13 protein-coding genes are annotated in these 12981 nt (G+C 59.5%); 12 read left to right on the top strand and 1 reads right to left on the bottom strand.

The window, feature by feature from the left end:
• The first annotated feature begins 2 nt into the window (after positions 1 to 2).
• The 12 genes from fabG (at position 3) to BF12_RS0100745 (ending at position 12476) form a co-directional block, all read left to right on the top strand.
• Positions 3 to 746: a 3-oxoacyl-ACP reductase FabG gene (gene fabG, locus BF12_RS0100800; RefSeq protein WP_024950602.1), complete on the top strand. Its 744-nt coding sequence runs from the start codon at positions 3 to 5 to the stop codon at positions 744 to 746.
• Positions 747 to 846: 100 nt separating this feature from the next.
• Positions 847 to 1080 (top strand): acyl carrier protein, encoded by a 234-nt coding sequence (gene acpP, locus BF12_RS0100795; RefSeq protein WP_024950601.1) that lies wholly within the window; start codon positions 847 to 849, stop codon positions 1078 to 1080.
• A 344-nt stretch (positions 1081 to 1424) separates the two neighbouring features.
• The gene (fabF, locus tag BF12_RS0100790) at positions 1425 to 2669 is read left to right on the top strand and encodes a beta-ketoacyl-ACP synthase II (RefSeq protein WP_024950600.1); all 1245 of its coding nucleotides are present in this window, start codon (positions 1425 to 1427) and stop codon (positions 2667 to 2669) included.
• Positions 2670 to 2841: 172 nt separating this feature from the next.
• Complete coding sequence (gene pabC / locus BF12_RS0100785) at positions 2842 to 3672, top strand: aminodeoxychorismate lyase (RefSeq protein WP_169734495.1); 831 nt, start codon at positions 2842 to 2844, stop codon at positions 3670 to 3672.
• Between the two features lie 82 nt (positions 3673 to 3754).
• Entirely contained in the window at positions 3755 to 4759 is a 1005-nt protein-coding gene (mltG, locus tag BF12_RS0100780) for an endolytic transglycosylase MltG (protein WP_024950598.1), read from the top strand.
• Positions 4760 to 4816: 57 nt separating this feature from the next.
• The gene (gene tmk, locus BF12_RS0100775) at positions 4817 to 5572 is read left to right on the top strand and encodes a dTMP kinase (RefSeq protein WP_024950597.1); all 756 of its coding nucleotides are present in this window, start codon (positions 4817 to 4819) and stop codon (positions 5570 to 5572) included.
• Positions 5569 to 6594 carry a DNA polymerase III subunit delta' gene (locus BF12_RS0100770; protein WP_024950596.1) on the top strand — a complete coding sequence of 342 codons (1026 nt, stop codon included), beginning with the start codon at positions 5569 to 5571 and terminating at the stop codon, positions 6592 to 6594. Before tmk ends, BF12_RS0100770 begins: the two co-directional genes overlap by 4 nt.
• Positions 6595 to 6796: 202 nt before the next feature.
• Positions 6797 to 7147: a PilZ domain-containing protein gene (locus tag BF12_RS0100765; RefSeq protein WP_024950595.1), complete on the top strand. Its 351-nt coding sequence runs from the start codon at positions 6797 to 6799 to the stop codon at positions 7145 to 7147.
• A 196-nt stretch (positions 7148 to 7343) separates the two neighbouring features.
• Positions 7344 to 8177, top strand: a complete 834-nt coding sequence (locus BF12_RS0100760) for a TatD family hydrolase (protein WP_024950594.1) — start codon at positions 7344 to 7346, stop codon at positions 8175 to 8177.
• Positions 8178 to 8221: 44 nt separating this feature from the next.
• The gene (locus tag BF12_RS0100755) at positions 8222 to 8830 is read left to right on the top strand and encodes a DUF1285 domain-containing protein (RefSeq protein ID WP_024950593.1); all 609 of its coding nucleotides are present in this window, start codon (positions 8222 to 8224) and stop codon (positions 8828 to 8830) included.
• Between the two features lie 71 nt (positions 8831 to 8901).
• Positions 8902 to 11457, top strand: a complete 2556-nt coding sequence (locus tag BF12_RS0100750) for an ATP-dependent helicase (RefSeq protein WP_248623584.1) — start codon at positions 8902 to 8904, stop codon at positions 11455 to 11457.
• 92 nt (positions 11458 to 11549) lie between these two features.
• Positions 11550 to 12476: a sulfurtransferase gene (locus tag BF12_RS0100745; protein WP_084487903.1), complete on the top strand. Its 927-nt coding sequence runs from the start codon at positions 11550 to 11552 to the stop codon at positions 12474 to 12476.
• Between the two features lie 84 nt (positions 12477 to 12560).
• Here the strand turns inward: BF12_RS0100745 and BF12_RS0100740 are convergent.
• A partial coding sequence (locus BF12_RS0100740) for a dicarboxylate/amino acid:cation symporter (protein WP_024950590.1) occupies positions 12561 to 12981 on the bottom strand: 421 nt, incomplete at its 5' end.

Raw genomic sequence — 12981 nt, 5'->3', positions numbered from 1 at the left:
AAATGACGACCGAACGCAGAATCGCACTGGTGACCGGTGCCAGTCGTGGCATCGGCCAAGCCATTTCCCGTGAACTGGGCCGTCAGGGCCGCATCGTGATTGGTACTGCCACCAGCGAGAAAGGGGCTCAGGCTATCAGCGCTGACCTCGAAGCTCATGGCATCGAAGGCGCAGGCATGCTGCTCAATGTTACTGACCAGGCAAGCGTAGATGCGGTGGTCAAGGAAATCGGCGAACGCTTTGGCGCACCGACCATCCTTGTCAATAATGCAGGCATCACGCGTGATAATCTGTTGCTGCGTCTGAAAGAAGAAGACTGGGATGCGGTGCTCGACACCAATCTCAAGTCCGTCTTCCGCGTCAGCAAGACCTGCCTGCGTGGCATGACCAAGGCGCGCTTCGGCCGTATCGTCAATATCTCGTCTGTGGTCGCGACCATGGGCAATCTCGGTCAAGCCAACTATGCTGCCGCCAAGGCTGGCATGGAAGGATTTGGCCGCTCGCTGGCGCGTGAAGTCGCGTCGCGGAACATTACCGTCAACTCAGTGGCACCGGGTTTCATTGCCACTGATATGACTGAAGCATTGCCGGAAGCGCAGCATACTGCGCTGCTCGGCAACATCCCGCTGGCGCGTCTTGGCCAGCCGGAAGAGATTGCTGCGGCAGTCGGCTTCCTGACCAGTGATGCAGCAGGCTACATTACCGGTGAGACGTTGCAGGTGAACGGCGGCATGAATATGCGCTGAACCCCGCGCAGGGACGTGGTTGCGTCCCCTTGGGGTGGCCTATAAACTACGCCCAGCTTTTTCGAGCTGCGGATTCCGTACCACTAGGAGTGATTGTTAAATGAGCACCATTGAAGAACGCGTCAAGAAGGTTGTGGCTGAGCGCCTGAATGCCAAAGAAGAAGAAATCCAGAACTCTTCCTCTTTTACTGAAGACCTCGGCGCCGATTCCCTGGACACCGTTGAGCTGGTGATGGCTCTGGAAGAGGAATTCGATACTGAAATTCCTGACGAAGAAGCAGAGAAAATCACCACCGTGCAGGAAGCTATCGATTACATCGTCAACCACCAGTAAGGTGGATTGAAGCGATCGCGGAGTTCATTTTCTCCCGTGGTCGTGATGTAATTGTCTGTACGTTCAAGGGCCGCACTGTTCATCAGTGCGGCCCTTGTCGTTACTGGGTATTGTGTTGGTTATGATATCGGTAATGATGGCGTTCTCCGGCGGTATGGTAGAGGGGCATCGGCGCATCCAGTTGCGCGTCGTCTCGACAGAGGAGTCCTTGTGTGCCAAGTCACGGAAATTACGCATGAAAACCGACTGCCCACGCATGGCAAGGTTTCTGTATAATGCGCTTAATTACGGCCCAGGCGCAGATGGCCCAGGCGTGCCTAATCGATAGTTTTGGAGGAGACACGATGCCTCGCAGAAGGGTAGTGGTGACAGGTCTAGGCCTGGTGACCCCCGTCGGAAATACCGTCGAGGAAAGCTGGAGCAGTATCAAATCGGGCAAGAGTGGCATTGCGGCTATCGAGCATTTCGATGTCAGCGGCTTCAATACCCGTTTTGGTGGTTCCATCAGGAATTTCGATGTGGGTCAGTATCTGAATCCGAAAGAGGCCCGCAAGATGGACCTCTTCATTCAGTACGGTATCGCGGCGGCCCATCAGGCCATCCACGATTCTGGTCTTGAGTGCACCGAAGACAATGCCGATCGAATCGGTGTGGCCATCGGGTCGGGCATCGGCGGACTGCCGATGATCGAGCACAACCACAAGGCCATGGAAAAGGGCGGTGCACGTCGCATCTCGCCTTTCTTCGTGCCCGGCTCCATCATCAACATGATCTCCGGTAATCTGGCGATCATGTTCGGGTATCGCGGTCCGAATATCGCGATCACCACGGCATGTACTACCGGTACCCACAACATCGGCTATAGCGCACGCACCATCGCCTATGGCGATGCTGATGTGATGGTGGCGGGAGGGGCTGAAATGGCGACCACGCCGCTGGGCCTCGGTGGTTTTTCGGCTGCGCGTGCACTGTCGACGCGTAACGATGACCCGCAGTCAGCGAGTCGTCCGTGGGATCGTGATCGTGATGGCTTCGTGCTATCCGATGGCGCGGGTGTTGTCGTGCTCGAGGAATACGAGCATGCCAAGGCGCGTGGTGCGACCATCTACGCTGAGGTACTCGGCTTCGGCATGTCCGATGATGCACACCACATGACGGCGCCGCCCGAAGACGGTCGTGGTGCAGCCGCTGCGATGCGTAATGCCATTCGCGATGCCAAGCTGAACCCGAGCCAGATCGACTACATCAATGCTCACGGCACCTCCACCAATGCCGGTGACAAGGCCGAGAGCCTTGCAGTCGAATCCGTGTTGGGTGATGCGGCGCGCAATGTGGCAGTCAGTTCCACCAAGTCAATGATTGGCCACCTGCTGGGTGCTGCCGGTGCGGTAGAAGCCGTTTTCTGCCTGTTGGCGATGCGCGATCAGGTCGCTCCACCGACTATCAACCTCGACAACCCGGCCGAGGGCTGTAATCTCGATTACGTGCCGCATACCGCACGTGACATGAAGATTGAGTACACCTTGTCCAATTCCTTTGGCTTCGGCGGCACCAACGGTTCGTTGGTGTTCGGCAAGCTCAAGGACTGAGATCACACGGCTATCGTGTGATCTCCTCTCAGACGCGCTCCCATTAGGGGGCGCGTCTGTCTATGGCGCACGGTCAGTTGTCTGTTGCCGCTCTCGTCATCATCCGTACACTCTCGCAGGCATGCCATCATCTGCATGTCATTATCTGTACGCCCTCATGGGAGTTATCGCCATGACTGACATGAATTGCCCGACAACACTGGGGGCTGACCTGCCTCTCGATGATCGTGGGTTGGCTTATGGCGAAGGTGTTTTCGAGACGATTCTGGTCCGTGATGGCGTGCCACAATTGTGGTCACAGCATATGGCGCGACTGACACGTGGCTGTATGCGATTGGGCGTGGCGGTACCCTCTGACGCCGCTCTGATAGCGTGTCTTGAGGTATGTGGTGGTCGGGGGCTTGAGGTGCTCAAGCTGATCGTGACCGGTGGTTCCGGTGGCCGTGGTTACAAGATGCCGGATCAGCCTGTGCCACGCCTGCGCGCTCGCGCGATGCCTTTCGCCGTCGATCATCAGGCACGGCGCGGCATCACGGCACGCGTGTGTGAGTTACGCGTCGCTGAGCAGCCAGCACTGGCCGGTCTCAAGCATCTCAACCGGCTGGAGAACGTCCTGGCGCGCCGCGAGTGGACAGATGCTGCCATCAGCGAGGGGCTATTGCTCAATGTGCGTGGTGAGCTTGTCGAAGCGACCAGCATGAACCTGCTCTGGTATCGTGACGGGCGCTGGTATACGCCATGGCTTGATCGAGCAGGGGTCGAGGGCACGTTATTGACAGCGTTGAGCGCTGAGCAGCCCATTGAAAAAGTTCGATTGGGTATTGAAGCACTGCTCGCCGCTGAGCAGGTCGTGTTGCTTAACTCAGTGCAAGGTATCTGGCCTGTCACGCGCCTGCTGGATAGCGAAGGCGAATGCCTGAATGAATGGAAGCAGGGAAAATCTCCTGCGCTGGATATAGTGAACAAGCGTGTCGCGTGTTTGCTCGGTGAGCGCGCGGACTGACAGAAGCTCTACGGCAGTGGCATGCAGCGTCGCGTGTCGTCTGTGTATCGCCTTCTCTGATACGAAGAATGGATAACTGACTATGCGTGTGTTCAAGGTGCTGTTGATGTTGGTAGTGGTGGCAGTCGCTGCTGGCGTTGTGGGCTTTCGCTATTGGCAGGCGCAGTTACTGTCGCCGCTAGCTATCGAAAAGGAGCAGATCTTTGAGGTACCCCGTGGCGCTAGCCTCACGAAGGTCGTGAGTGATCTGGAAGCTGAAGGCATCATCGAGGCTAGCTGGCCGTACAAGGTGTGGGCACGGCTCGAGCCGACGGCCGTCAACGGCCTGCGTGCAGGTGAATTCCGCCTGACACCGGGCCTGAATGGCCGTGAGCTGGTGGCGCTGCTGTCCAGTGATGAGGTGGTCAGTTACACCCTGACCGTGCCGGAAGGCTGGACCTTTGCCCAACTGCGCACCGCTATCAATGTTGCCCCCAAGCTTGAGCACGCCACGCAAGAAATGAGCACTGCTGATCTGATGACGGCGATCGGGGCGGGTGACGAAAAGCCGGAGGGTCGCTTCTTCCCGGACACCTATCGCTATCATAAGGGCGTGAGCGATATCTCGTTGTTCAAGCGCGCCCACAAGCGCATGGCGATCACGCTTGAAGAAGTGTGGGCGAATCGTGATCAGGGTCTGCCGATTTCAAGTGCCTACGAAGCACTGATTCTGGCCTCGCTGATCGAACGTGAGACTGGTGCTCCCGAAGAGCGCGGCGAGATTGCTGGCGTCTTCAAGCGTCGTCTTGAGCGTGGCATGCGTCTGCAGACAGACCCGACGGTCATCTATGGCTTGGGAGATGACTATGATGGCTCGTTGTCGCGTGTGGATCTGCGCAAGCCGACCCCCTGGAACACCTATGTGATCACCGGCTTGCCGCCAACGCCGATCGCCATGCCGGGGCGCGCTGCGCTTGAAGCTGCTGTGCACCCCAGGCCGGGCGATACCTATTACTTTGTTGCCAAGGGTGAAGGGCGTCATCAGTTCTCGCGTACGCTGCGCGAACACAACAACGCCGTACGCCGCTATATTCTCAATCGCGACTGAGCGATGCCGTGCATCAGTATCACCACGATTCAACCGCTGTCAGGATCAGGAAACACCATGTCTTCACGCCCGCTGTCTTCACGCACGACGCCTTCCTGCTCGACACCTTCCGGTGGTCAGACGGCCGTTGATACCTGCCAGTCGGGGCGTTTCATCACTTTGGAAGGCGGTGAGGGTGTCGGCAAGAGCACCAATGTCGCCTTTGTGGTCGCCGAGCTGGAAGCATGTGGTATCGAGGTGGTGCGCACGCGTGAACCGGGCGGTAGTGAGCGCGCGGAGGCCATTCGCCAGCTGCTGCTGGACCCCGCGCCCGCTGAGTCGCTATGCGATGACGCCGAGCTGTTGTTGATGTTTGCTGCCCGTGCTCAGCATCTGGCGGCGACCATTCGTCCTGCCTTGGCGCGTGGTGCCTGGGTAGTGTGTGATCGTTTCACTGACGCCACCTTTGCTTATCAGGGTGGCGGTCGTGGGCTTCCACAGGCGGATATTGCCGCGCTTGAGACACTGGTGCAGAAGGGGTTGCAGCCGGACCTTACCCTGTTGCTGGACATGCCTGTCGAGGCAGCGCGTGGGCGACTTGCCGCGCGGCGTGCTGAGACAGGTGAAGGGGCCGATCGTATCGAGCAGGAGGCCGAGCAGTTCTTCGAGGCCGTGCGTATTGGCTATCATCAGCGCCGCGATGCAGACCCTGAGCGTTTTGCTACCATCAATGCCGATCAGTCACTGATGGCAGTGCAGGCTGATATTGCCGCGGCACTCGCCACGCGTGTCACAGATTGGCAGGCTGCCACGTCCGCAGGAGACAAGGCATGAGTGCATCAGATGCCAGCGGTGGTGTCACTCTCTCGAGCTTCTCGCCACTCCCGTGGCAGCATTCACTGTGGCAACACTTCACGCAGGTGCATGATAGCGGTCGCTTGCCACATGCAGTGATGCTGAGCGGGCCAGCAGGCCTTGGCAAGCACGAGTTGGCAGATGCCATGATCGCACGCGTGCTGTGTCGCACGGCACTGGGCAAGCCCGGCGCTGCTGCCTGCGGAGAATGTCATGGTTGTCATATGCTGGCGGCGGGCCATCACCCTGACCTGATGGCGATCGCACCACAGGATGTCGGCAAGATGATCCGCATCGACCCGATTCGCGAGGTCAACCGCTTCGTCTCACAGACCGCGCAGCAGGGCGGCTATCGCGTCATCCGTCTGCAGCCGGCAGAGTCGATGAACATTGCGTCGGCGAATGCGCTGCTCAAGAGCCTCGAGGAACCGGGTGCCAAAACTCTGTTCATCCTGCTCAGTGATATGCCATCACGCGTACTGCCGACGGTCCGCTCGCGTTGTCAGCAATGGCCATTGGTCATTCCGCAGAGCCATGAAAGTCTGCCGTGGCTTCAGGAGCAGTTGGGGGATGATGCCCAAGCCTTGCTACGCATGGCCGGTGGATTACCTCAGTTGGCGGTACGTCTTGGCGTATCGGAGCAGCGTCAGCTGCGTCAGGCGTTGCGAGAGCTTTTCGATGCCCTGGTGCGCGGCGGTGAACCGGTCGCTGAAGCATGGCGGCTGGAGCGACAACCGTTGGCGCAGGTGCTGTGGTACGGTATCGCATGGCTGGAGGATTTGATTCGCATGGGGTTGTCCGGCAATGCAGGGCATCTGCGTGATCCAAGCTTGGAGCCGTTACTGCGTCAGGCGGTCAAAAATGGCCGTACCCAGGACTGGTTCAAGCTGCTGGACTTCGCGCGTGAGCAACGACGGTTGTTGGCCGCCGGAGGCAATCCCAATCCCCAGCTGGTGCTGGAAGCCTGGTTGGTGCGCTGGTCAGCCTTGCTACGCTCCTGATATGGCGTAGCGTGCGTCAGAAGCCAGGTAAGGCGACTGAGCTGCCGACAGGGCGGGTGTGGCCAGTCGCGCTAGACTATTCAGCAGTATGCAGTAGCAAAGGATTCAATCCGCGCTGTGCCCGTCGGAGGCATGAGGTCCGTTGACACGGCGCTTGGTATCGAGACTGGATGCGCCGGCAGTGACCGGCCGGAGGTGAAGGATGCACACCGCTCCACAGCAAGGCCAGAAGGCGCTGTCGCTGACCATTCGTGATCAGAAGACCCTGCTGGCAGCCTACATGTCGACGCTAGTGCGTGGTGGCATCTTCGTACCGACCACTGAGCGCTACACCATGGGGCAGGAGGTTTATCTGCTGCTGACTCTGCCGGAAGAGTCCGAGCGGATTCCCGTCACTGGTCGTGTGGTCTGGATCTCACCTCAGGGTGTCGGTGGCCGTCGCACACCCGGCATCGGGATTCATTTCAGTGAGGAAGATCGCCAGGTACGCGACCATATCGAGAATCATCTGGCCGGTATGCTGGGCAAGGGTCACGCCACCTACACGCTATAGTCACTAGCGAGGAGCTTTGGTGAGAAGCTCTGACGACAGGGTATGGCGAAAGTATCTGGTAAAAGTAGCTGGTAAGAAGTGAGCAGGCTTCGGCCTGTCTGAATGCATGTCGACCGGCCGCGCAGTAGCGCCGTGCCGGTCGTCTCCGTTTTTCGCGGCGATTCACGTTGCGCCCATCAGCAAGTGAGAGTTCTGGATGTTTGTCGATTCGCATTGTCACCTTGATCGCCTGAAGCTCGAAGAACACGGCGGCACTCTGTCCGGCGTGCTGGACGCGGCGCGTGCCCGTCACGTGCACCAGTTTCTCGCCATCGCAGTGACGCTGGATGATGTGCCGGAACTCTCCGCCATCGAGCAGGAGCACGATGACGTGGTGATCTCCGCCGGCGTGCATCCGCTGCATCAGGTAGATCCGGAACCAACGGTCGACGATATCAAGAAGTGTGCTGAGCGCTATGGCGCGGTGGCCATCGGTGAGACGGGCCTCGATTATCATTATGAGAGTGTCAGCCGTGAGGTGCAGTACGAACGCTTCACGCGTCACTTGATCGCTGCGCGTGAGCTTGAACTACCGGTCATCATTCACACGCGTGAAGCACGAGAAGACACCTTGGCGCTGATTCAGAAGCATACCGATCCGGCCGTCGGTGGTGTGCTGCACTGCTTCACTGAAGACCTTGATATGGCTCGTGTCGCGGTAGGTCACGGCTTCATGGTGTCCATCTCCGGTATCGTTACCTTCCGCAATGCTGAGCATGTCCGTGAGCTGGCTCGCGCCATCCCGCTGGATCGCCTGCTGATCGAGACTGACAGCCCCTATCTGGCCCCAGTGCCGTATCGTGGTACCTCCAACGTGCCGGGTAATGTGGTCGAGGTCGCGGAATGCATCGCAGCCGAGCGTGGTATCACCGTCGATGAGCTGGCCATGCAGACCACGGCCAACTTCTATCGGCTGTTCCGTACCGCCGCACCTGAGGCACCAGAAGGCGTGCGCGAAGCACTGACCAGCAGTGGCATGCTCAATAACTGAAGCTTCCTTGTGCGGGGAAAGCTTCCTTTAACGGGAGGTGCACCATGAATCCAGCCGCCATCTTGACGCAACTGGGCAAGCAGGCCGAGGGTAGCCAATCGCTGCCGCCAGTCGACCAGTGGCATCCCGAGCATTGTGGTGAGATGGATCTTGTCATCTGCCGCGATGGCCGCTGGTTGCATGAGGGCGCTCCCATCGGGCGGGCGCGACTGGTGCATCTGCTCTCACGGGTGCTCCGGCGTGAAGCCGATGGCAGCTATTGCTTGGTCACACCGGTAGAGAAGATGACTATCCAGGTCGAAGACCGCCCCTTTTTGGCAGTAGATTGCGCGCTCGTTGCAGAGACAAGTCCTTCTAGTGTCGTCTCAGGTGATCACCAAGCGGTATGGCAGCTGACGACCGATCAAGGCGATATCGTGCGCCTTGAAGGCGAGACCTGTCTTGAACTCAGCGAGACGCCAGAGGGCGAGTGGCTGCCCGAAGTGGTGGTCCGCTTCGGACTGGCGGCGAGGCTGCATCGCAATCTCTATTATCGCCTGCTGGAAACGGCTGATATCCGTGGGCTAGACGAGGGTGGTCAGGCGCTAGGCTTCATGAGTGGTGGACGCTGGCAGTGCCTTGGGCACCTGTCTGCTGCTGAAGCCGATGGCTGACGTGACGCCAGATCGCTGAAATCGTACTCGTCCTCTGTACGCTGTTACCGATGTTTCCCACACAGGTTCTCATGTCTCAGTCACTTCCCCCTCTTGAATCTGAACGGCACGTCTCCTCGCTCAACGACACGACTGCTGAAATGTTGGAGTCGGACGCTACCTCTGACATGCCGGACGCCGCTGTCGCGGAGAGTGAACCGACACCGCTTGAGGCGGCGCTCGCTACTCTCTCGCGACGACTGACGAGCCAACAACGTGCGGTGGTCGAGCATCGTGGTCGCCATGCGCGGGTAGCGGCAGTTGCCGGCTCTGGCAAGACGACGACAATGGTCGCGCGGGTGCTTGGTCTGTTGGCTGAAGGCATCGCGCCGCAGCGCATTCTGGTGCTGATGTTCAACCGCTCGGCGCGCGAGGATTTCGTTGTCAAGTTGGCACATTCAGCCCCACCCGGTACGCGCTTGCCCGACATTCGCACCTTCCATTCCATCGGCCATCGCCTGACGACCACGTTGGTACGCTGGGGCAGTCTTGAGCCGCGCGAGTTGATTCAGCAGGACTGGGCGCTGGAGCGATTGCTCAAGCAGGCGGCCCAGCGCGCGCTGGGCGATGCAGATCGCAGTGAGCGTGAAGCCGCACTTGATGGTGAGCGTCTTGAGGCGCTTGCTCAGTTCTGTGACCTGGTCAAGGCAGAAATGTGTGAGCCGGCGCTACTCTACGAGCGCATGAATCTGGGGGAGCATACTGGTCACTTCGTGGAATCCTTCGTGCAGTTGGAGCAGTTGCTCGAGCAATATCGCCAGATGACCTACGCCGATCTTCTGTATCGGCCGCTGCGTCAGCTGGAGCGAGAGCCCGAGACACGTGCGCGGATCCAAGGGCATCTCCAGCACGTCATCATTGATGAGTATCAGGACATCAACGAAGCACAGCAGCGCATGTTGTCATTGTTGGCAGGCGCGCCTTCGGCTGAGGACGTCGCTGCGGGTGCACCGTCAGACGCCTCTGCCATTGCAGAAGTCATGGCGGTGGGAGATGCCAATCAGTGCATCTATGAGTGGAGGGGCGCACGGCCTGATTACATGTTGACGCGCTTTGCCGAGAGCTTTCCTGAACCGATGGACTTTCCGCTCAGCTATACCTTCCGTCACGGCCATCGCCTAGCGCTGGCGGCCAATCATGCTATCGCTGCCAATGCGCGCCGCCCCGATCAGCTATGCCTTGCCGCGCCCGGTACGCCGGGTACGCGTCTGGCCGAGGGGCAGGGTGCTGCTAGTCTGGTTGCTGCGCTGACAGCCTGGCGGATGTCGGGGCGCAGTGGCGCTGAAGCCGCCGTGCTTGTTCGCAGTTGGGCATTGTCGGTACCGGTACAGCTGCAGTTGCTCAAGGCGGGAATTCCCTTTCGTCTCGGGCGCAGTGATCGCTTCGTATTTCGCTTGCCACTGGTGCAGGCGTTGGCAGGCTATCTTGAATTGTCACGTGATGCCTCACTACTGACAGATCCCGTGCACCTGACGTTGCTGTTTACCCAGCCCACCGCCTTTGTCGCGCGCGAACGTCTTGAGCGCCTGTGTCAGCAGCTGGCGGAAAGTCGGCATTGGCCGAGCAAGGAAGACCCGATACTCGAAGGCCTCAAGCCGCTGCAGCGTCGAACGCTCAGGAAGCGCTGGCAGTTGCTGTGCGACTTGCCGAGTCTGCGCGACTGGGCACCGGCGCGCTTGTTGCGTCACGTGGTCGATGAACTGGAGGCCGACAAGATTCTGCGTCGTGCCGCGGCGCGACGCGACAAAGGTGAAGAAGATGTACGGCTGCTGGATGTGCTGATCGAGCAGGCAGGTGAATTGGCCAATGATCCAGAAGCCTTCATCATGCTACTCAGAAATCCCGTCGAGGATGCTGACGATGGTGTGTTGATTACTACGGTGCATGGCGCCAAAGGGCTTGAATGGCCCTTTGTTGGCCTATGGGGCATGAACGAAGAAGACTTTCCGGCCTATTCGCGCGACAACCCGCTGAGTAGTGAGCGCCTCGAGGAAGAGCGACGGCTGTGCTATGTCGGCGTGACGCGTGCGCGTGAACAACTACATCTATGGCGCGATGGCGGTACGCATCCGCCCAGCCGCTTCCTGGCCGAGCTCTGTGTGGATGACTGCACGCGATTGGGTGACTGGGTTCACAGTGCTGGCCAGCGCGCAAAGACCGCTGCGAACACGCAGGATGATACAGCGGCATCTGCGCAAGTCGCTGAACCAGCACTGCGTGTTGCATCGCCGGGGCTGGGGCAAGCCTATCTGGCGCGTTTGCCGCTGGCGCGCCACGAGATTACTCCGCCCACGCTTGAGGCGACACCTGCGGCCAAGGCATCAGCTACATCAACGCGGAAGACTCAGGCAAGTGCGCCACGCTCAGGAGGGACACATTCGCGCAAGGCCTCTTCACGTGCCGAGCCTGTGGTACTGCGCCGGGTGGGTGGTTGGGAGATTGGTCAGCGCCTCCATCATGATGCCTTCGGTGAAGGCGTCATCGAGGAAGTCTCCGGCAATGAAACCAACCCATTGATTGAAGTGCGCTTTGCCGATGGCAACAAGCGCCGTCTGATCGCCACGCGTGCACCGCTGAAACTGCTGTAACGGTCAATGACGGCCGGTATTTATCGATACTTTGATGGAAAACCGGCACTTTTCATTCGTCATATCATCATCACGTCAGACAAGGAGTTCTCATGGCGCATTATCCTGATCCTGCTGCCCTCGCGGCGGCCTCGTCTGCCACTTCGCTACTGACGCCAGGCCAGCGTCAGGCACCGTTGCTTGATGCGGGGCAGCTGGTGACCCAGTTGGCGATGGCCGGTCTGACGTCTCCCGTGGTACTGGATTGCCGTGCGCGTCTCGATGATGGTGACGCTGGTGAGCGGATGTGGCGTCAAGGGCATCTGCCTGGTGCCGTGCATGTCGATATGGACCGCGATCTCTCGGCCTCTGTGCGTGAAGATGGTGTCGGAGGTCGACACCCGTTGCCATCCCACGACGTTGTCGCTGGACTGTTCCGTCGCCTGGGTATCACGCCTGAGCATCAGGTGGTGGTCTATGACGACATGGGTGGTCAGATGGCTGCTGCGCGGCTGTGGTGGATGCTGGCCTGGGCCGGTCATCCGGATGTGCGTGTGCTCGACGGTGGAATTCAGGCTTGGCAGGCTGTGGGTGGTGAACTCAAGCCTGCACCGTCAGCGCCGGTGTCACTTGATACCAGTGACTGGCAGCCGAACTTTGATGACAGCCTGCTGGTCACTGCCGAAGAGGTGGCGGCCGGTCAGGCGGTGCTGCTGGATGCCCGCGGTGAAGCGCGTTTTCGTGGCGAGCAAGAGCCGGTTGATCGGGTGGCGGGTCATATTCCCGGGGCACTGTGCCGTCCGACCACCAGCAACCTCGAGGCCAACGGCCGCTTCAAGGATCGTATGAGCCTGGTACGTGAGCTGCGCAAGACGCTGCCCGATGAGAGTGACGTCGTTGCCTACTGCGGTTCTGGCATCAGTGCCTGTCAGAACATCCTCGCCTTTGCGATTGCCGGCCTACCCCTGCCGCGGCTTTACGCAGGGTCATGGAGTGACTGGATCAGTGACCCCAAGCGACCTGTCGCTACCGGCGAGTAAGGTCGAAAACACGAACACAAGAACGCCCGCCAGAGTCTTTTCTGACGGGCGTTCTTGTTTGGCTGCACAGCTGAATTACAAGGCTTACTCAGGGCTTGTCTGCTTGCGGGCGCGTGAATCAAAGCGTTCCAGTAGCGCGGCATTGGCGCAGTTGCCCATCACGTTGAGCGCCGTGCGTAATCCATCGGTGAAGCGGTCCACACCGGCAACGACAGCGACGCCTTCCAGCGGCAAGCCGGCTGCGCCCAACACAGTCGTCATTGCGACGAGTCCGGCACCTGGCACCCCTGCGGTGGAGAAACTGACCAATAGTCCGGTAGTGAAGACGGTGATCACCAACGAGGTGGTGACATCGATGCCAAAGAGCTGAGCCACGAATAACGCATTGAAGCCCTGCAGTACGGCGGCGCCGTCACGCTTGAGCGCGGTACCAAAGGGCAGGGCGAAGCTCGCCAGCGACTCATCCATGCCGTAGCTGCGGGCATTGCCTAGTGCGAGTGGCAGG

The organism is Cobetia crustatorum (genome assembly GCF_000591415.1).
Taxonomy (GTDB): domain Bacteria; phylum Pseudomonadota; class Gammaproteobacteria; order Pseudomonadales; family Halomonadaceae; genus Cobetia; species Cobetia crustatorum.
The sequence above is the reverse complement of the archived record's forward strand: the minus strand, read 5'-3'. Positions and strand labels throughout refer to the sequence as shown.

Excerpts from the sequence above, each read along its gene's own strand:
- BF12_RS0100765 (WP_024950595.1), top strand. The coding sequence starts at position 6,797 with ATGCACACCGCTCCACAGCAAGGCCAGAAGGCGCTGTCGCTGACCATT.
- BF12_RS0100755 (WP_024950593.1), top strand. The coding sequence starts at position 8,222 with ATGAATCCAGCCGCCATCTTGACGCAACTGGGCAAGCAGGCCGAGGGT.
- BF12_RS0100745 (WP_084487903.1), top strand. The coding sequence starts at position 11,550 with ATGGCGCATTATCCTGATCCTGCTGCCCTCGCGGCGGCCTCGTCTGCC.
- tmk (WP_024950597.1), top strand. The coding sequence starts at position 4,817 with ATGTCTTCACGCCCGCTGTCTTCACGCACGACGCCTTCCTGCTCGACA.
- BF12_RS0100750 (WP_248623584.1), top strand. The coding sequence starts at position 8,902 with ATGTCTCAGTCACTTCCCCCTCTTGAATCTGAACGGCACGTCTCCTCG.
- pabC (WP_169734495.1), top strand. The coding sequence starts at position 2,842 with ATGACTGACATGAATTGCCCGACAACACTGGGGGCTGACCTGCCTCTC.
- BF12_RS0100770 (WP_024950596.1), top strand. The coding sequence starts at position 5,569 with ATGAGTGCATCAGATGCCAGCGGTGGTGTCACTCTCTCGAGCTTCTCG.
- BF12_RS0100760 (WP_024950594.1), top strand. The coding sequence starts at position 7,344 with ATGTTTGTCGATTCGCATTGTCACCTTGATCGCCTGAAGCTCGAAGAA.
- fabG (WP_024950602.1), top strand. The coding sequence starts at position 3 with ATGACGACCGAACGCAGAATCGCACTGGTGACCGGTGCCAGTCGTGGC.
- acpP (WP_024950601.1), top strand. The coding sequence starts at position 847 with ATGAGCACCATTGAAGAACGCGTCAAGAAGGTTGTGGCTGAGCGCCTG.
- mltG (WP_024950598.1), top strand. The coding sequence starts at position 3,755 with ATGCGTGTGTTCAAGGTGCTGTTGATGTTGGTAGTGGTGGCAGTCGCT.
- fabF (WP_024950600.1), top strand. The coding sequence starts at position 1,425 with ATGCCTCGCAGAAGGGTAGTGGTGACAGGTCTAGGCCTGGTGACCCCC.